19 protein-coding genes are annotated in these 18,300 nt (G+C 63.4%); 10 read left to right on the top strand and 9 right to left on the bottom strand.

Features of this window, described 5'->3' with window-relative positions:
* Positions 1 to 60 precede the first annotated feature (60 nt).
* From NZ453_RS17155 to NZ453_RS17115, 9 genes are read left to right on the top strand one after another with little or no spacing between them, the layout of a single operon-like run.
* Positions 61 to 2,379, top strand: coding sequence for a pyridine nucleotide-disulfide oxidoreductase/dicluster-binding protein (locus NZ453_RS17155; RefSeq protein WP_263771992.1), 2,319 nt, complete (start codon positions 61 to 63; stop codon positions 2,377 to 2,379).
* Positions 2,376 to 2,582 (top strand): DVU_1557 family redox protein, encoded by a 207-nt coding sequence (locus NZ453_RS17150; RefSeq protein WP_263771990.1) that lies wholly within the window; start codon positions 2,376 to 2,378, stop codon positions 2,580 to 2,582. The genes NZ453_RS17155 and NZ453_RS17150 overlap by 4 nt, the downstream gene beginning before the upstream one ends.
* Complete coding sequence (gene trsM, locus NZ453_RS17145; RefSeq protein ID WP_263771988.1) at positions 2,579 to 3,283, top strand: DVU_1556 family methyltransferase; 705 nt, start codon at positions 2,579 to 2,581, stop codon at positions 3,281 to 3,283. Before NZ453_RS17150 ends, trsM begins: the two co-directional genes overlap by 4 nt.
* A gap of 12 nt (positions 3,284 to 3,295) precedes the next feature.
* Complete coding sequence (locus NZ453_RS17140; protein WP_263771986.1) at positions 3,296 to 3,763, top strand: DVU_1555 family C-GCAxxG-C-C protein; 468 nt, start codon at positions 3,296 to 3,298, stop codon at positions 3,761 to 3,763.
* On the top strand, positions 3,748 to 4,905 hold the full coding sequence (locus tag NZ453_RS17135; RefSeq protein WP_263771984.1) for a DVU_1551 family NTP transferase: 1,158 nt from the start codon (positions 3,748 to 3,750) through the stop codon (positions 4,903 to 4,905). The genes NZ453_RS17140 and NZ453_RS17135 overlap by 16 nt, the downstream gene beginning before the upstream one ends.
* A 2-nt stretch (positions 4,906 to 4,907) precedes the next feature.
* Positions 4,908 to 6,308 carry a radical SAM (seleno)protein TrsS gene (gene trsS, locus NZ453_RS17130; protein WP_263771983.1) on the top strand — a complete coding sequence of 467 codons (1,401 nt, stop codon included), beginning with the start codon at positions 4,908 to 4,910 and terminating at the stop codon, positions 6,306 to 6,308.
* Between the two features lie 4 nt (positions 6,309 to 6,312).
* On the top strand, positions 6,313 to 7,623 hold the full coding sequence (locus tag NZ453_RS17125) for a DVU_1553 family AMP-dependent CoA ligase (RefSeq protein WP_263771982.1): 1,311 nt from the start codon (positions 6,313 to 6,315) through the stop codon (positions 7,621 to 7,623).
* Positions 7,620 to 8,246, top strand: a complete 627-nt coding sequence (locus tag NZ453_RS17120) for a histidine phosphatase family protein (protein ID WP_263771981.1) — start codon at positions 7,620 to 7,622, stop codon at positions 8,244 to 8,246. The genes NZ453_RS17125 and NZ453_RS17120 overlap by 4 nt, the downstream gene beginning before the upstream one ends.
* Positions 8,247 to 8,267: 21 nt before the next feature.
* Positions 8,268 to 9,455, top strand: coding sequence for an FprA family A-type flavoprotein (locus NZ453_RS17115; RefSeq protein WP_263771980.1), 1,188 nt, complete (start codon positions 8,268 to 8,270; stop codon positions 9,453 to 9,455).
* A 6-nt stretch (positions 9,456 to 9,461) separates the two neighbouring features.
* Here the strand turns inward: NZ453_RS17115 and NZ453_RS17110 are convergent, their stop codons facing one another.
* The 9 genes from NZ453_RS17110 to NZ453_RS17070 form a co-directional block, all read right to left on the bottom strand.
* On the bottom strand, positions 9,462 to 9,668 hold the full coding sequence (locus NZ453_RS17110) for a hypothetical protein (RefSeq protein ID WP_263771978.1): 207 nt from the start codon (positions 9,666 to 9,668) through the stop codon (positions 9,462 to 9,464).
* 121 nt (positions 9,669 to 9,789) lie between these two features.
* On the bottom strand, positions 9,790 to 10,335 hold the full coding sequence (gene mog, locus NZ453_RS17105; protein WP_420851684.1) for a molybdopterin adenylyltransferase: 546 nt from the start codon (positions 10,333 to 10,335) through the stop codon (positions 9,790 to 9,792).
* 30 nt (positions 10,336 to 10,365) lie between these two features.
* Positions 10,366 to 11,604, bottom strand: a complete 1,239-nt coding sequence (locus NZ453_RS17100; protein WP_263771976.1) for a molybdopterin molybdotransferase MoeA — start codon at positions 11,602 to 11,604, stop codon at positions 10,366 to 10,368.
* A 41-nt stretch (positions 11,605 to 11,645) separates the two neighbouring features.
* Positions 11,646 to 12,071, bottom strand: a complete 426-nt coding sequence (locus tag NZ453_RS17095) for a molybdenum cofactor biosynthesis protein MoaE (protein WP_263771974.1) — start codon at positions 12,069 to 12,071, stop codon at positions 11,646 to 11,648.
* A gap of 1 nt (position 12,072) precedes the next feature.
* Positions 12,073 to 12,312 (bottom strand): MoaD/ThiS family protein, encoded by a 240-nt coding sequence (locus NZ453_RS17090; RefSeq protein WP_263771972.1) that lies wholly within the window; start codon positions 12,310 to 12,312, stop codon positions 12,073 to 12,075.
* Positions 12,309 to 12,809, bottom strand: coding sequence for a cyclic pyranopterin monophosphate synthase MoaC (gene moaC, locus NZ453_RS17085; protein ID WP_263771970.1), 501 nt, complete (start codon positions 12,807 to 12,809; stop codon positions 12,309 to 12,311). The genes NZ453_RS17090 and moaC overlap by 4 nt, the downstream gene beginning before the upstream one ends.
* Before the next feature lie 10 nt (positions 12,810 to 12,819).
* On the bottom strand, positions 12,820 to 13,650 hold the full coding sequence (locus NZ453_RS17080) for a HesA/MoeB/ThiF family protein (RefSeq protein WP_263771969.1): 831 nt from the start codon (positions 13,648 to 13,650) through the stop codon (positions 12,820 to 12,822).
* A 239-nt stretch (positions 13,651 to 13,889) separates the two neighbouring features.
* Entirely contained in the window at positions 13,890 to 15,806 is a 1,917-nt protein-coding gene (locus tag NZ453_RS17075; protein WP_263771968.1) for a sigma-54-dependent Fis family transcriptional regulator, read from the bottom strand.
* A 258-nt stretch (positions 15,807 to 16,064) separates the two neighbouring features.
* Entirely contained in the window at positions 16,065 to 17,099 is a 1,035-nt protein-coding gene (locus tag NZ453_RS17070) for an aldo/keto reductase (RefSeq protein WP_263771967.1), read from the bottom strand.
* A 291-nt stretch (positions 17,100 to 17,390) separates the two neighbouring features.
* Between NZ453_RS17070 and NZ453_RS17065 the strand changes: the two genes are divergently transcribed.
* Positions 17,391 to 18,293, top strand: a complete 903-nt coding sequence (locus NZ453_RS17065; protein ID WP_263771966.1) for a LysR family transcriptional regulator — start codon at positions 17,391 to 17,393, stop codon at positions 18,291 to 18,293.
* Positions 18,294 to 18,300 lie beyond the last annotated feature (7 nt).

Raw genomic sequence — 18,300 nt, 5'->3', positions numbered from 1 at the left:
GCGGCGCCCGCCATGGTCGCCGCCTAAACTGAATTGTTTGTTTGAACAACTGGAATGGTGATGGACGGCCAGCAAGTCAGAATCTGGGAATCGCGCTGCATCGAGGAATCGCCACCGGCATGCGCCGCCGCGTGCCCGGTGCACGTTGACGCGCGCGGCTTGGCCGAATTGCTGGCCAAGGGGGACTTCAAGGCCGCGCAAGCGTTGTTCTGCCGCTTCATCCCCTTCCCCAACATCATCGGCCATCTCTGCGATCATCCGTGCGAATCGGTCTGCCGGCGCGCCGAGGCCGGCGAAGCCATTCGCATCCACGCACTCGAGCGCGCTGTGGTGAGCAGCAGTCTCGCGGCATCGCCGTTCCGTCGTGGTCGGGCGACGGAACGGAAGCGCGTTGCGGTCGTTGGCGCCGGGCTCTCCGGCCTGACCGCAGCGGCCGACCTCATCGTCAAGGGGCATGAAGTCGCCGTCTTCGAAAGCGGACTGCAACTCTTCGCCCGCCTGCGCGGCGATCCGCGGCTGCCCTCCGCCGCGATCGACGCCGACTTGGCGCGCTTCGACAACACCGGCATCGTCTTCCACTGCGGCGAACGGCCAGATATCACCGCGCTCGCCAAGGAGTTCGATGCGGTCTATCTGGGATTGGGTGCCCAGGCCGTACCGGATCTGGCCGTTCTGGTCGATCTCACGCCCGACGGCCGCATCGCCGTCGATGCGCTCACCTACGCCAGCCGACATCCGAAAATCTTTGCCGGCGGCAGCCATCGCTACGGCAGCACACCCCACACGTACTCACCGATCACCTCGCTCCAAGACGGCCGTTGCGCCGCGTTGTCGATCGACCGCCTGCTGCAAGGTGCGTCGCTGACCGCCAATCGCGAGGGCCAGGGAAGCCAGTCGACGCGGCTTCACGTCAATCTCGCTCGACATGCGCCCTCTGCGGCGATCGTTCCGGCGGACCCCGACAACGGCTATACCCCGGCGGAAGCGCAGGCCGAGGCAACGCGTTGCTTCCCCTGCCACTGCCGCGAGTGCGTGCGGTCCTGCCCCTACCTCGAGCACTATGGCGGCTATCCGAAGCGCTACATCCGCGAGATCTACAACAACGAAACGATCGTCATGGGCGCCCGCAAAGCGAACCGCATGATCGATTCCTGCATGCTGTGCGGTCTATGCGCCGAGGTTTGCCCGGAGAAACTCAGCATGGGCGACGTATGCCTGTCGGCTCGCGAAGGCATGGTCGGCAAGGGCAAGATGCCCGTTTCCCATCACGATTTCGCATTGCGCGACCTGGCTTACAGCCGCAGCGACGCGTTCACGCTGACCCGGCACCAACCCGGATTCAAGCAAAGCGCGGTGGTCTTCTATCCCGGCTGCCAATTGGCCGCCTCGTCGCCCGAGCAGGTGGAGCGCGTCTATGCGCATCTGTGCGCCACGATCGACGATGGCGTCGGGCTTATGCTGGGCTGCTGCGGGGCGCCAGCGCACTGGGCCGGCCGCGCAGACCTATTTGCCGAGACCCACGCCGAGTTCTCAGCCGCATGGCAGAGCCTCGGCCGGCCGCTTGTGCTCACTGCCTGTTCGAGCTGCTACCGGATGATCGCCGATCATCTGCCGGAGGTTCCGGTCGAGTCGCTGTGGCCCGTTCTAGCGCGGGGGAAATTGCCGGGAGAAGCAACGGCGGCTCAGAACAGTCGCATGGCGTTGGCCATCCACGACCCCTGCACCACACGGCACGAACCGGCGATTCAGGATGCCGTGCGCCACTTGCTGGACCGTTGCGGCACAAAGACCACCGAGCTGGACGGCCCGCAACTCACCTCCTGTTGCGGCTTCGGCGGTCTTGCGCAGTTCGCCAACCGCGAGATCGCCGACAAGGCGCTTGACCGGCGCATCGGCCAAAGCAATTCCGATTACCTGACCTACTGCGCCATGTGCCGCGACAACTTCGCCCGACGCGACAAACGGGCGGTGCATGTTCTGGATCTGCTTTTTCCGGACGGCGACGACCCGGCCGCGCGCCCGGACCCGGGATTCTCGCGGCGCCAGGAGAATCGTGGCCGGCTGAAGCGAAGTCTGCTGCGCGAGTTATGGAATGAAGCCATGGAAGAGCCAACCGACGCTATACGACTCGTCATCTCGCCCCAAGTACAAGCCGACCTCGAGCGGAAACTGATTCTCACCGACGATCTCCGCCAGGTTCTTCGCCACGCCGAGCGTACGGGGCAACGTCTGCTGAACGGCAAGACCGGGCGTTTCGTTGCCAGCCACCGGCCACTGCGCATCACCTACTGGGTCGAATACGCAATCGACGCCGACAGCGGTTGCTACGTCATTCACGGCGCTTATAGCCACCGCATGGACGTGGAGGCTGCTTCATGAATACGAACGCCCCCGTCGAAACTGAACTCCTGTGCGCAGCCTGCCGCCAACCTCTGGTTCTCGGTAAGGTCAAGGCAAGCTACCTCGGTAGTTCGTTCGAGGTCGACCTGCCGCGTTGCCCCGGCTGCGGATTCGTTTACGTCTCCGAAGCGCTGGCGCAAGGCAAGATGCTGCAGGTCGAACAAGCGCTTGAAGACAAATGAAGAGTTCATGCACGCTCGAACATCCGTACCAAAGCGGCTGCCATGATGCCGGTAAGCCCCTGCGCCCGGGCGGCGACGAACTCACGCGACATGCTTTACTCTGTGCCGGCTTCCGCGCTGGCGAACGCGTACTCGATCTCGGCTGCGGCGTAGGTGTTGCCACGCAACAGTTACGCGACTTGGGTTGCTGCGCTCTCGGACTCGATCTCGCCGTGTCGCGGCTGGCTCGGGCACGGCGCACCATGCCGGAACTCGCGATGGTCGCCGGCGATGCGCATCGCCTGCCATTCGCCGACGGATCGCTCGACGGCGTGCTCGCCGAATGCGCTCTCTCCCTGATCGGCTACACGACGGCGGCGCTCGGTGAATGTCGACGCGTTCTGCGCCCCGGCGGTCGTATCGCGGTCACCGACCTGTTCGCGCGTGCGGACGGCGCCTCGCCATCTCCGCTGCCGGGATGCCTCGGCGGCATGATGTGCCGCGAGGCCATCTTGACCGCATTTACCGAGGCTGGCTTCGTCGTACAGCGCTGGGAAGACCATTCCGACCGGCTCAGAACGTTTGTCGCGCAACTCATCTTCTCCGGACAAGGAGCCGAGGCATTGTGGAATGGCGATGGCCCGGCCTACGCCGAGGCATTGCGGGCTCGCCGCCCGGGTTACTTCCTTCTCGTCGCCACCCGCGACGCAAGAACACACTGAGAACCGGATGACATGAACAACGACGATTTCCGCGTCGCCGAACTCACCCTCAAAGGCTATAAATGCAGCCACATCCTGGTACAGATCGGGCTCGACGCGCTGGGCAAGGATAACCCCGAGTTGCTTCGCGCGATGTCCGGGCTAGCTACCGGTTTGGGGTGCGGCCTGACCTGCGGAGCATTGACCGGCGGTTGCTGCCTGATCGGGATGTATGCCGGCATGGACGGGGCACGCCAGGGTGAGCATGAGAAATTGCCGCGCATGCTTGAGGAATACGTCGACTGGTTCCGCGAGGATTGCGAGCAGCGCTTCGGGGGTTCCGACTGCGCGCAAATTACCGGCGCCAATCCCATGCAGCGAGCCGAACGCTGTCCCGGGCTGATACTAGAATGCGTACACAAGGCGCGCGAGGTGCTCGAAGCGAACGGCTTCGATCTCGACGGGAAAAGCGGGGAGGAGCAGTCATGGAGCAACCGATAAACAACAATTCGTCTCCGGTGTTGGCTGCACTGATCCTGGCGGCGGGGTATTCGAGCCGCATGGGCCGGTTCAAGCCACTGCTGCCGATCGCCGGAACATCAGTCATTGCGCACGTCGTGGCGATGCTCCGGGCGGCGGGCATCGATCGCATCGGTGTCGTTACCGGCCACTGCGCGGAACAGATCGAGCCGGTCGTCGTCAGTATCGGCGCCACCGTCGTGCGCAATCCCGACTACCAGCAAGGCATGTACTCGAGCATTCAGGCTGGCATCGGTTCGCTTCTGCCAACCGTCGATGCCTGCTTTCTTTTGCCGGTGGATATCCCGCTCGTGCGTCCGGAGTCGGTCGCCGCGCTCGCCGAAGCCTTCGCGCAACGCCGGGCTCCGATTACGTATCCGCGCTTCAGCGGACAGCGCGGCCACCCTCCTCTCGTATCGAGCGCCCTGTTCGCCGAAATACTTGCCGGCAAGGGCGAAGGCGGCCTACGCGAACTGTTGAGGAAGCATCAAGCCGACTCAGCCGATGTCGACGTCCTCGATGAAGGCGTGATGCTCGACATGGACACGCCGGAAGACTACGCCCAACTCGTTGGCCTGGCCGAACGCCGCCATTTGCCGACGCCAGCCGAGTGCGAAGCGATTCTATCCACGCGGCCGATCGCCGAGCCACTGCGCCGTCACGGCCGGGCGGTAGCGGCCATTGCCCGCACGATCGCCACGCGCCTGTCCGAACGCGGGGTGCGCATCGACCGGCAGCTCGTCATCGCCGCCAGCCTTTTGCACGACATTGCGAAGGGCGAGCCGGGACACGCCGAATTGGGAGCCTCTATCATCGCCTCGTTGGGCTATCCTGCGGTCGCGGAAATCATCCGTCAGCATATGGCCATGACCTTCGACGGCACGACGCCGAACGAGGCGGCCGTCGTATTCCTGGCCGACAAACTAGTGCGCACGGACCGCCGGGTGTCGCTCGAGGAGCGCTACAAGCCTTCGTTCGAACGCTTCCGCGATCAGCCAGAGTCCTTGCAAGGAGCAAGGCGTCGTTACGAGACCGCTTGCGAAATCTATCGCGTCATCGAACGCCGCGCACGCGCGCCGATGTCCGCCATCCTCGCGGACTGCGGCATACCTGCCGAGGCATAGTCGTGTCGCTCCTTGCCGTTACCGAAAGCATCTGCCCGGTCTGCCTGCGACGGATCGACGCCAGACGTGTGGCGGAAGGCGATGAGGTTTTCCTCATCAAGCACTGCCCGGAGCATGGCGAGTTCAAGACGATTATCTGGCGCGGCTTGACCACCTACCAGCGATGGCTAGAGCGAGGCAGCCGAACCGCCACGCCACCGGTTGCCGAGACGACCGTCCGCCAGGGCTGCCCCTACGACTGCGGTTTGTGCCCCGATCACCGTCAGCAAAGCTGCTGCGTGCTGCTCGAAGTGACGCAGCGCTGCAACCTGCGCTGCCCTGTCTGCTTTGCAGACGCCGGAAGCGCTGATCGCAACGACGATCCGTCGCTCGAAGAAATCGAAACGTGGGCCGAGGGCCTGCGAGCACACGGCAGCCCGATCAATATCCAGCTCTCCGGCGGCGAGCCGACGGTGCGCGACGATCTGCCGACGATCATCGAACGCATCCGGTCGCGCGGTTTCGGGTTCGTGCAGATCAATACCAACGGCATTCGCCTTGCCAAAGAGACGGGCTACGCGCGAACGCTGGCCGGCGCCGGCCTCGATTGCGCCTTCCTGCAATTCGACGGCGTCAATGACGCAACGTATGAGAGAGTGCGCGGCGCGCGGCTGCTTGAGATCAAGCGACAAGCGATCCAGAACTGTGCCGAAGCCGGGCTCGCCATCGTGCTGGTGCCGACGCTGGTTCCGAACGTGAATATCGGCGAGATCGGCACCATTATCGACTTCGCTTTGGCACACGTGCCTGCGGTGCGCGCGGTGCATTTCCAGCCGATCAGCTACTTCGGCCGCTATCCGACGTCGCCCGTTGATGCGCAACGCATCACACTGCCGGAAGTGATGACCGAGATTGAGCGCCAAACCAGCGGCCGGATCCGCGTCGAGGATTTCGGTCCCGGTACCTCGGAACACGCGTTGTGTTCCTTCGTCGGCAAGTTCGAGATCGACGGCGCGGGCCGCTTGCACTCGGCGCGGCGTACGGCGTGTTGCAGCACCGCGCAGGCGCAAGACCGGGAAACGAACGCCGGGTGCGGATGCGGCAAGCCTTCTGACGATGCGTCTCCTTCGCGCCGCGTCGTGGCGCAACGCTGGGCGGCAACCACACGGCAGCCGGATAACCGGATGCCCGTCGCGGGCGCCGACGTGTCAAGTTTCGACGCCTTTCTGGCCGCACGCGGTCACACGTTCAGCATCTCGGGCATGGCCTTTCAGGACGCCTGGACGCTCGACCTCGAGCGGCTGCGGGAGTGCTTCATCCATGTCGTCTCCGCGGACCGCCGTGTGATCCCGTTCTGCGCCCACAACCTCACGTCGATGTCCGGCGAGTCGCTGTACCGCGCGTCCGCGCTGGCCGAGGCTTGAAACCATGCAGGAAAACCCGCTCGACGCCTGGACAGCGCGCGCGATCGGCAGCGAGTTGCCGCTGACGCGGGCCGCCTTGGATGTCTATCAGCGGCTTTGGCTGCGCGAGACGGTGGACTGGGCGAAACGCGCCAGCCCCTTCTACCGGCGCCGGCTAGAAGACATCGATGCGGCGGAATTGAAGGCTCTGGGCGACCTGCCCCGGCTGCCACTGACCACCGCCGACGACCTGCGCCGCAACGATCCGCCACTGCTTTGCGTTTCCCAAAACGCGATCAGCCATGTCGTCACGCTCGACAGTTCGGGCACCAGCGGAGCGCCCAAGCGCCTGTTCTTCATGTCTGAAGAGCTGGAAGCGACGCTCGATTTCTTCACCCATGGCATGCAGTTGCCGGCACGACCTGGCGACCGGGTGCTGATTCTGTTTCCTGGCGGCCGACAAGGAAGCGTCGGCGATCTGCTCGCGCGGGCTCTTGCTCGCCTGGGTGCAATGCCGATTCTGCACGGCTGGCCCGAAGATCCGGAGGCCGCCGCAGCTGTCCTGCGCAAAGAGCGCCCCGATGTCGTCGCCGGCACACCGGTGGCGGTGCTTGCCATCGCGTGCCACGCGGCAGCCAAGGGCTCGCCGACAAGCGTCCGCAGCGTGCTCCTGAGCGCCGATCACGCCGCCGAAAGCCTGCGCCGCCGGCTCGCCGACCTCTGGGGCTGCGAGGTATTCGAACACTACGGCATGACGGAGATGGGGTTGGGCGGCGGCGTCGATTGCTCCGCGCATGCCGGCTACCACGTGCGGGAGAGCGAACTGCTCGTCGAGGTTGTCGATCCGGCGAGCGGCGAGGCCGTACCGCTCGGCGAACCGGGCGAAGTGGTCGTCACCACCTTGCGCCGGCGCGGCATGCCGCTGATTCGTTACCGTACCGGCGATCTCTCGCGCCTGCTCCCCGACCCCTGCCCTTGCGGTTCGCCGCTGCGCCGCCTGCAGCGCATCGCACGCCGGGTATCCGGCGGCGTGGACCTGGGCACTACGGGCCACCTGACAATCGGCATGCTCGATGAAACCGTTTTCGCCGTTCCGGGCGTCGCCGATTTTCATGCTGTTTTCCGAGCCGGCGTTCCGCCCTGGCTCGATCTCGACGTGAGTTGCACCGTGCCGACCAGCAACGGCGGCATGGCCATCGCATCAGCGGTGCGCGTCGCCGTTGAGGCCATCCCCACCTTGAAGGCCGCCGGTGTGCGCGTAACTGCCGCGACTTCGGCCGAGACGACGCTTCTACATCGCGGCAAGCGTCGCCTCCTTATCGAGGCGGAACGATGACCTCGCTTTACCTGCTGCGCCATGGCGCCTTGTCTGCCGACAGCCATGCCCGCTTCATCGGGCAGACCGACCTGCCGCTGTCGCCGGAAGGCTTTCGTCAAGCCAGGAGGCTTGGCGAAGCGCTGCGCGATTGTGGCATCGAGACGATCTATTGCAGCGATCTGCTGCGTTCCCGACAGACAGCCGGGTTGATCGGCGAGGAGACCGGCGCCTCGATCGAGGCGCGGCCTGCCTTGCGCGAGATTGCGCTCGGGGAGTGGGAGGGACTGACGCGGCGCGAAGTCGCTTCGCGCTTCCCTGCGCAATACGCATCACGCGGCGCCGATCTTGAGCATTACCGCGTCCCAGGTGGAGAAAGTTTTTCGGACGTCCGGGGCCGTGTCCTCTCCGTCTGGAATGCGATGCTCCACAGCGGCCACCGCAGTATCGCGGTCGTCGGCCATGCCGGCGTCAATCGCTTGTTGCTCGCCGACCTGCTCGGCATGCCCGTCGAGAACATCTTTCGCATCGGCCAGGACTACGGTTGCGTGAACGTCGTTGAATGCAACGGCGAACAAATCAAGGTACGCCTCATCAACGGCCGCACGGCCGACCTTCGCCACGATGGCGCGCAGGATCAATAGAACACGAAAGGGGATTTCATCATGATCGTCAGAAAACTCAAACCGAACGTGTACTCGATTTCAGCCATCGACTGGAACCGCAAGCTGTTCGACGAACTGGTGCCGCTGCCAGAGGGAACGAGCTACAACGCGTATGTGGTGAAGGGCAGCGAGAAAACGGCACTCATCGACACGGTGCACCCGACGATGAGCGGCGAGTTCATTCGCGCGCTGAAAAGCCTCGGCCTCGAACGGCTCGACTACATCGTCTCGAACCATGCTGAACCCGACCACTCCGGATCGATCCCGGCGGTGCTGGCCGAGTACCCGGACGCCAAGGTACTCGCCAACGTCAAATGCCGAAGCCTGCTCAAGGCAAGCTTCGATCTACCGCCGGAATCTCTGGTTCTGCTCCAGGACAACCAGACGCTCTCTATGGGAGACAAGTCGCTGCACTTCATGTGGGTGCCCTGGGTGCATTGGCCGGATACGACGTTCACCTATCTGCGGGAGGACCGCATTCTCTTCTCGTGCGACTTCCTCGGCGCCCATCTCGCGACATCAGACCTCTACGCTGACGACGAGGCTCGGGTCGAACGGGCGGCCCTCACGTACTACGCGGAAATCATGATGACGTACCGTCCGAACGTGATCAAAGCGCTCAAGCGCCTCGAAAGTCTCGATATCGCGATGATCGGCGCCAGCCACGGTCCGGTGTACGCGCGCCCTGAGTTCATCCTCTCGCTGTACCGGCGCTGGGCGGGCGACGACACCCGACCGCTGGTCGTCATTCCTTACCTCTCGATGTACGAGAGCACGGCAAAGATGGTCGCCTATCTGGTCGACCGGCTGATGGAGAAAGGGTTGGCGGTTCAGCCTTACAACGTCGTCGACCTCGACACCGGTCGCCTCGCGTCGTCATTGGTCGAGGCTTCGACGATCGTCTTCGCTTCGCCGACCGTGCTTGAAGGTCCGCATCCGGCGATGGCATCCGCGGCTTACCTGATCAACGCCTTGCGTCCGAAAACGAAGTTCGCCGCGATCATCGGGTCGTATGGCTGGGGTACGACCATGCCCGAAACACTCACGCCGCTGCTGCCCAACCTCAAGGTTGAATGGTTCCCGCCGGTGAATATCGCCGGCGTACCCAAGGCCGACAGCTACGCCGCGCTTGACGCTTTGGCTGCCGCGATCCTCACCGCGAACTCGGTCGAGCCGCTCCCGGCTTGAACCCGATCAGCGGTTCTTGAAGCCGAGAAGAAATCGATGCGGGCCCGGCACGCCGGGCGGTACGAGCGCAACACGGTCGCCGGGATGAACCTCGGCGCAGTCCGCCGCCACCGCCTTGCGGTTGATGAACATCACCTCGACGTCATTACGCGGAATGTCGAGCCGGTCGAGCAAGGCACCTCCGGCCATCGCCTCTTGGATAGGGTAAGACACAGGATTCGTCCACCCGCGAGCGCGGAAGAGTTCGGCGAGCCCCATGAAGGCATGGAGTTCTATGGCTTGGGCGCTTCCGATACTTTCCGGTGCCTCCGCACACCGGGTATCGGAAACCCCGCTATCGTTTGACGGCATGCGGCGGACGGAAAACGTTGCACTGCGCCGGATCGGCTTGCAGATAATCGCCGCCGATCAGGTCGATGCAATACGGAATCGCCGGGAAAACGGCGTTCAGGCAATCATCGATCGCCGAAGGCTTGCCCGGCAGATTGACGATAAAGCTCTTGCCGCGGATGCCGGCCATTTGCCGGGAAAGGATAGCCGTCGGCACGACCTTGAGTGAGGCCGCGCGCATCAACTCGCCAAAACCCGGCATCATCTTCTGGCAGACCGCCTCCGTCGCTTCCGGCGTCACGTCGCGCGCTGCGGGGCCAGTACCGCCGGTCGTGATGACCAGGCAGCACTCTTCGTTGTCGGTGAGCTCGACAAGCGTTGCTTCGATCAGTGCCTGTTCGTCCGGGATGATGCGAACCACCGGCTCCCAAGCGCCGATCAGTACGCGGTCGAGCCAAGCCCGGATGGCCGGTCCCCCCTTGTCTTCGTAGTCGCCGCGGCTGGCTCGGTCGGAGACCGTCACCATGCCGATTCGTGCACTGCTCACGATCGCCCTCCTCAATGGCTCTTGTTCGCTGCCTTACTCGTTGAATCCCATGCTCTCCTGCAACACGGCGCCGTCGAGCAACTGCACGGTGACGTAATCGCCCGCGGCAAGGCCCTTGCAGTCGGCAGGGACGATCATGAAGCCTTCCGCACGCGCCATGGACAGCAAGACCATGCTGCTCTGGCTGCCTGTCGGTGTGGCGACGAACTCGAGCGCCTCCTGCGACAGCACGACGCGCACAAACTCGGTACGCCCGGGATGTGCTCTGAACGGCTGTGCCAACCGAGCTTTCACCGTACGCCGATAGACGCGCGTCTGGCCCATCAGGCGACGCAGGGCGGGGAGAACGAACTGTTCGCAGCAGACCATGCTCGACACCGGATACCCGGGCAGCCCGAAGAAGTACGTTGCCTCGCGCTGACCGAACGCGAAGGGGTGGCCGGGCCGCGTCGCCACACGCCAGAACTTGATCTGCACACCAAGCTTCTCAACGCAGGGACGCACCAAATCGCGGGCGCCTTCGGAGCTGCCGCCGGAGACCAACAGGACGTCGCATTCGAGGCCGTGCTTGAGCAGCGCCTCCAGAGCAACCGGATCGTCGCGCGCAATGCCGAGCATGACGGGCTCGATGCCGAGGCTCTGTACCTGCGCCATCACCGCATAGGTGTTCGAATCGGGAATCTTGGTCGGATCGACGGGCTCGTCCAGGCCTTCCAGCTCATCGCCGGTCGAAAGAATGGCCACCGTGGGACGGCGATAGACCGAGAACCGGCGCGCCTTGACGGTGGCCAACACGCCGACGACGCCCGGGAAAATCGGCGTTCCAGCCGTGAGCACCACGTCGCCCAAATGCATGCTCTCGCCACGTGGACGAACGAAGTTTCCGGCGTCGGCGGTCACGCCGATCCGCACGCGCCCCTCCTCTACCGCTTCGGTGTCCTCGACCTTGATCACGGCATCGGCACCCCGAGGCATGGGCGCTCCGGTCATGATGCGCGCGCATTGACCCGCCTGGACGGCGAGCCGCGGCATCTCACCGGCGTTGATCTCTTCGATTATCTCGAGCGTTTTGGGCGCCGTTCCCACGTCAACGGCACGCACGGCAAAGCCGTCCATCGCCGAAACGGCGAAGGGCGGCAAGTCGCGATTGGCGGTGAGTTGCTCTGCGAGCACGCGTCCGAGCGATTGCTCGAGCGACACGCTTTCGACGCCGAGCGGCTTGATGCACTCGCCGATAATCCGTTGCGCCTCGCTGGCTTTCACGTTCTCCATGATCCGGCTCCGCTTATTTCTTGTCGTTCGCCATTTCGCTATCAAGGATGCGGCACGACCCAGGAGTCGCCTTCCGGGGTGATCTCCTTCTTCCAGATCGGTACCCGTTCTTTCAGTTCGTCGATGATCCAGCGGCAGGCGTCGAGAGCGGCTGCACGGTGTTCGGCCCCCGTCACGATGAGGACGATGTTCTCTCCGCTCGTCACCGTGCCGACCCGGTGGACGATGCGGGCACCCATCAGACCAAATCGGGCGATAGCTTCGTCACGCAACGCGCTCAACTCGGAGAGCGCCATGCGGTCGTAAGCATCGAAATCGATCTCGGAGACTTCCCTTCCCTCGGAGAAATCGCGCGCACAGCCGAGGAACAGGCCGATGCCGCCGATGCGTTTCGACGTTGCACGTAACGCCTCGATCTCATCGTCCGTGGAAAAATCCTCGTACTGAATTCGTACGGCTTTATGCACGCTAGCCTCCCGAGAACTTTGCCATGAAGGCGACTTCGCTGCCGTCGTCAAGCGTGCGCCCAAGGTCGCGCACGTGCGCGCCATCGACGGCAGTAAAACACGCGATATCGAAGGCTTCCGGATACCGTTGGGCCAGTTCCCCGCGCAGGTCCTTCACGCTCCATCCTTGGCGATGCTCCAATTGCAGCACGGCTGCACCCACACGGTCGGCGACCGGGCCGAAAAACAACACGTTGATCATTTCAAGTCTCCACGTCTCCAGTGGCCGCTCTTGCCGCCACGTTTTTCTTCGAGTTGCACACATTCGATCCGCATGCCGCGATCGATCGCCTTGCACATGTCGTAGATCGTCAGCAGAGCCACGTTCGCCCCGCACAACGCCTCCATCTCGACGCCCGTCTGGCCGACGCACGTCGCGGTAACTGCAGCCTTGATTCCGACGCACCCGCCAGCATCCGGCTCCGTCACTTCGCTGAACGCCACATCCACCCCGGACAACGAAAGCGAGTGGCACATCGGAATCATCTCCGGCGTACGCTTGGCCGCCATGACGGCCGCGACGTCCGCCACGGTCAACACATCGCCTTTGGCGACCCGTCCCGCCCGGATGCGTTCGAGCGTGGCCGGCCGCATGCGCAACACGCCGCTGGCTATCGCCGTGCGCTGAGTGCTCGTTTTCTCCGAAACATCCACCATCCGGGCTCGCCCGGTGTCGGAAAAATGCGTCAAGTCGTCCACGGAGTAATACCTATTCCTTTCCTACCACTAGGCACGACGAAGATTTGACCGAACAGGACTCCGCCGGCGATCTCGCCCTGTCGACAAGGCTTGGATGCGCTCCGCATACCTTGCACGACGCGTCCTTGCTCACGTCGCTGATCATCACGTTCATGTCCAGCGCATTGACGAAAAACAGCCGGTTGCTCAAGCCGCGCTCGATGCCGGCCAGGAGCTTGATGGCTTCGGCCGCCTGCATGGCGCCGATGATGCCGACCAAGGGGGCGAACACGCCGGTGGTCGCGCACCGCAGCTCCGGTGCTTCGCTTTCTTCGGAAAACAGACAGTTGTAGCAAGGCGCATCCGGACGGCGAAAATCGAAAACCGACAACTGCCCGTGCATCATGATCGCCGCGCCCGACACCAGGGGTGTGCGTTTGGCGACACATGCCCGATTGACCGCATAGCGCGTGGCGAAATTGTCGCTGCAGTCGAGCACGACGTCGGCATCCGCGACGAGTTCGAGCAAACGCTCGTCGTCAACACGTTCTGCCAAGGTGACGTACTTGATTTCGGGATTGACGTCTTCCAGCGTTTCCTTGGCGGACTCGACCTTCAGCCGGCCGACCGCACGCGTGCGATGGATGATCTGGCGTTGCAGGTTGCTGAAATCGACGACATCCGGATCGCACAAGGTGATCCTCCCCACCCCGCTGGAGGCAAGGTAGAGTGCGGCCGGCGATCCCAAGCCTCCGACTCCAACGATCAACGCGCGGCTGCTGAGCAGTTTCGCCTGCCCTTCGATGCCAATCTCATTCAGCAGGATGTGCCGGCTGTACCGCATGAGTTGCTGATCGTTCATCTCCATATCCCTGAGTTGGCTCCATACGCCTGGATTCCTGGATAGGCGTTCGCTGATCGCGTGGCTTCGGTGGTTTCGCCTTCCAGTGTCTGTTTTACCGCACACCCGAACGGCGCACGAGTTCTCCAAGGCCTATACGCACCTCCGTGTCACGAAATGACACATCGCGATTTCCGCAGTGGGTACTGGCGGGGAGCGAACGTCGATGCGGCGGTGTGCCCGATCAGGGATCCGCGACCCTAGCTCTTGGCATTCATGCGGCGGTACAGCGTATTGCGACTGATACCCAACCTTCGTGCCGCCTCCGACATGTTGCCGTGACTCAAAGCGACGGCGCGAGCGATCGTCGCCTGGGACAATTCGCGCAGATTCTCAGTGGTCTCGCCCGCTGGGGCTTGTACCTGCGGGACGGGCCAGCGCAACTCTTCAGCCAGATCGTCCGGCAGATGCTCCCAACCGATACGTGTCTGCCCTTCTTCGAGCAAGGCGCACGCAGCACGCAGGGCGTTGCTCAGTTGGCGCAGGTTGCCCGGCCACGGGTATTCGGCAAATGCCGTGGCAACGGCGGGCTCAAGGCTCACTCCACCATCCGGCGCCAGGTCTTCCAGGATGCGCGCCACGATCGACGGGAAGTCCTTTCGTTGTCTCAATGGAATCAACTGGAGCGTCAGCCCGTTGATGCGATAGTAGAGATCGGCGTCGAACCGCCCGGCTTCGATTTCTGCTTTCAGATTCGCGTTCGTGGCTGAGATCAAGACGATATCGACGGGTTCGGACTCGCCACCCAGCGGCGTGATGCGCCTCTCCTGAATCACTTTCAGCAGCCGAGCCTGCAGAGCTTTTGGCAGGCACTCGATCTCGTCGAGGAAGAGCGTTCCGTTATGCGCTTCGCGTATTCGCCCCAGAGCCCCCTCCCTACACAGAGTGGGCGCGAAGCCGAAAAGCTCGGCCTCGATCAGGCTGTCCTGGAGTGCCGCCAGATTGACCGAAATGAATGGCCCGTCCTGGCGCGGTCCGGAGGCGTGAAACGCGCGGGCGAAGCTCTCCTTGCCGACGCCGGGTTCGCCTTGCAGGAGCAGAGAAATCGGCTTGCCGATCAGCTTGTGCGCCTTCTCGATCGCTGTCGAAATGCGATCGTCGCCGGTATCCAGCGCGGAAAGCGCGGTTTTCGGACGGGCGGCCGGCGGCGTCGGTAGAGCGACCGAAACGCCGGAAGGACGCGTCATCAGGGCCGGCTCGACGCGCACGAAAAAACGTGAGCCATCCGAACGCGCGACGAGCATCGGTTCGCCGGGGCGGCGACGGTTCCAGTCGAGGAGGTCGGTGAGACGGAGCCTGAAGAGGCGTTCGAACATCGTTATCTTGAGATCGGCGGGCTGCAGCCCGAGCATCCCGAGCGCCGCCTGGTTGGCGCCGACCAGCCAGCCATCGTCGGAAAACGCGGCGATCCCCTCGGCGAACGTGCCGATTCCTTCGGCCATCGGATGGAAGCGAACGCGCAGGCTGCGGGCATGGTGGGCATCGAATAAGCGGTTTTCCACCATCTGCGCAGCGGCGCGCACCAGCCCGAAGGTGTGCGGATGATGCTGTCGTTCGTCGCCGGAAATATCCAGGATGCCGAGCAAGCGCCCATCAGGCGCGGAGAGCGGAACGGCGGCGCATGAAAGGAAACCGTTGCGTTCGAGAAAGTGTTCGCCTCCGTGAACGACGAGCGGCCGCGCTTCGGCCAGAGCGGTCCCGATCGCATTCGTTCCCCGATGGCGTTCGTTCCATGAAGCACCCGGCATCAGCGCGACGCGCTCGGCACGCGTCAGGAAATCGGCATCACCCAACGCCTGGAGCAAAACCCCCTTGTCGTCCGCCAGGATCACCATGCTGCCTGAGTCACGCGTCTGCGCATGCAGGTACTCCATGACCGGCTGAGCATGCGCGATCAGGTCGCGCTGACGTTCTGTAGCGCGTGCCAGTTCGGTCGCCGTCAGCCGGCATGAATCCGGCAGGCGCCCGTCGGGAGCGAGCCCCGCTTCGACACTGCGTCGCCATGAGCGGGCCAGCAGCGCACTGACGAGATAACCGAGCGGAACTTCCCCGCGCTGCAGCATCAGGTCGCGCGCGCGCCGCAGACTGGCGCGATCAGGCTTGCTTGGTGTAGCCATCTTCCCGCTCCCGAGATGGAACAGCTTGTCTTTCTTATTGGGCGCTAGCGGCACCCTCCCCATGTAGGCACGTATTCGTCGCCTCTATTTCTGGCATCGTATTGTATTGATAGACCAATGCTCGAATCCTGCAACTATGTTGCGCCCGAAAAGAGTGTCACGAAATGGGACACTTCGAAAAATCGCAGGGCGGATGCCTGAAGCGATGCCAAATCGCCCCGCAAGTGCCGCTTTTTCCCAAGACCGACCGGGCCCCACTCACACGCACGGCGGATTGAGGCGTGTGAATCCCTCCTGCCGGTAATACGGGAAATGCGGATAAGGTGGCGTGACTTGACTGGCCGCATCGAGTCGCGCCATATGTTCGGCGCCCAATTGCCATCCCACGGAGCCGAGGTTTTGGCGGAGTTGGGACTCGTTGCGAGCGCCGATGATCACGCTCGACACCGTGGGTCGTTGGAGCAGCCAGTTGATCGCGACCTGCGGCACCGTCTTGTCGATTTCCCTCGCAATCTCGTCCAGCACGTCGATGACGGCGTACATGCGTGCATCGTCGATGGGCGGGCCGAAATCGGCCGTCGCATGCAGGCGGCTCCCTTCAGGGAGCGGCTGGCCACGTCGAATCTTGCCGGTCAGGCGCCCCCAACCCAGAGGGCTCCAAACGAGCGCGCCGACGCCTTGGTCTTTGGCCAGCGGCATGAGGTCCCACTCGTAATCGCGTCCCACCAAGGAGTAGTACACCTGGTGCGCCACATAGCGCGGCCAGCCATGACGGTCGGCGATGGCCAACGATTTCATGAGTTGCCAGCCGGAGAAATTCGACACGCCGACATAGCGCAGCTTCCCTGCCCGAACCAGCCTATCCAACGTGGACAGCACTTCCTCGATCGGCGTCCCCGCATCGAAGGCATGTAATTGCAGCAGGTCGATATAGTCGGTGTTCAGGCGGCGCAGAGCGTCCTCGACCGCGCGGACAAGCCGGGAGCGCGATGAACCTGCGTCGTTGGCGCCCTCACCCATTGGCAGCGTGGTCTTGGTCGAAATCAGCACCCGGTCGCGCCGACCTTTGATGGCCGCACCAAGTACCTCTTCGGACGCTCCCGCCGAATAGACGTCGGCTGTGTCGAAAAGGCTGACGCCAGCTTCAAGGCAAATGTCGACCAACCGGCGCGCTTCCTCTTCGTCGGTATGACCCCATGCGCCAAATAGCGGCCCCGAGCCGCCAAACGTACCGGCACCAAAACTCAGTACCGGGACCTTCAACCCCGATGCGCCCAAACGTCTGTATTCCATTGAAATTCTCCTTTGGTTGATTGTGAGCGCGGCACATTCACGGCGCTGACTTGGCCGCGGTTAGCAAGAGGAGGGAGAACCATGCCGCCAAGGAACGCCCTCGCGAGTAGATACGAGGTGCCAAACCGCGCAGGCGCCTTGCGTCACGCGCGCTGACGAAACCAATGATGCGATCGAAAGTCGCAGTGACATAGACGGCTTTTCGGAAAGCCATCTGTGAATTAGATTCATGAAGGTCTTCAGCCTTTGCAACCGTTCGTACAGCCCACCAGCCTTTGCCAGGAGATGCGCATGGCCCGATCCGGAGTAAATCGTTCCGAAGAAATGTCGGTCTTCGTCCAGGCGGTGGAGCAAGGCGGCTTCTCGGCGGCAGCTCGCCTGCGCGGCATGACGCCGTCGGCCGTCAGCAAACTCGTTTCCCGGCTGGAAATGCGGCTCAACGTGCGCTTGTTCAATCGGTCATCGCGCGGGCTCAAGCTCACCTCGGAGGGGTGCGATTTCTACGCGCGCGCCGCGCGGATTCTGGCCGATATCGATGAGGCGGAACGAAGCGCTTCCTTGGGTGAGCAACCGACGGGGCAGATTCGCATCAACACCAGTGCCTCGTTCGGCGTCCACGTTCTCTCGCCGTTGCTTCCCGAGTTTCTCGAGCGTTATCCGGGCATCACGCTCGACCTCACGTACACCGACGCCGTCGTCGATCTACTCGAGGCTCGGGCGGACGTGGCGGTCCGCGCGGGCCCCTTGAAGAGTTCCCGTCTCGTGGCGCGCAAGCTCGGTTCGACGCGTAAGCTTATCGTCGGCTCGCCCGACTATTTGACGCGCGCCGGGACGCCCCACACGATGAAGGAATTGGAACGGCACCCCCGCCTGGGTTTCGGCTACGCGCGTGCGCAAAACGATTGGCCTCTCGTGACGGACGGGAAAGCTGTTACCGTCCCAGTGCAGGGTCGAATCACCGCCAGCGACGGCGAATCGTTACGGCAGTTGGCCTTGTGCGGCGTCGGTCTTGCCCGGCTGGCGGCCTTCACTATCCATGACGACCTGCGCGCGGGCCGGCTCGTGGCGGTGATGGAAGATTTCAACCCGGACGATCGCGAGGAGTTCCACGCGATCTTTCTTGGGCGCGACCTCATGCCTGCGCGCATTCGCGTGTTGCTCGATTTCCTTGTTGAACGGGTATCACTGACGTAAGAACTGA

Source organism: Propionivibrio soli, assembly GCF_025770765.1.
In the GTDB taxonomy this organism is placed as follows: domain Bacteria; phylum Pseudomonadota; class Gammaproteobacteria; order Burkholderiales; family Rhodocyclaceae; genus Propionivibrio; species Propionivibrio soli.
This window is presented reverse-complemented; position numbering and strand designations above follow the sequence as displayed.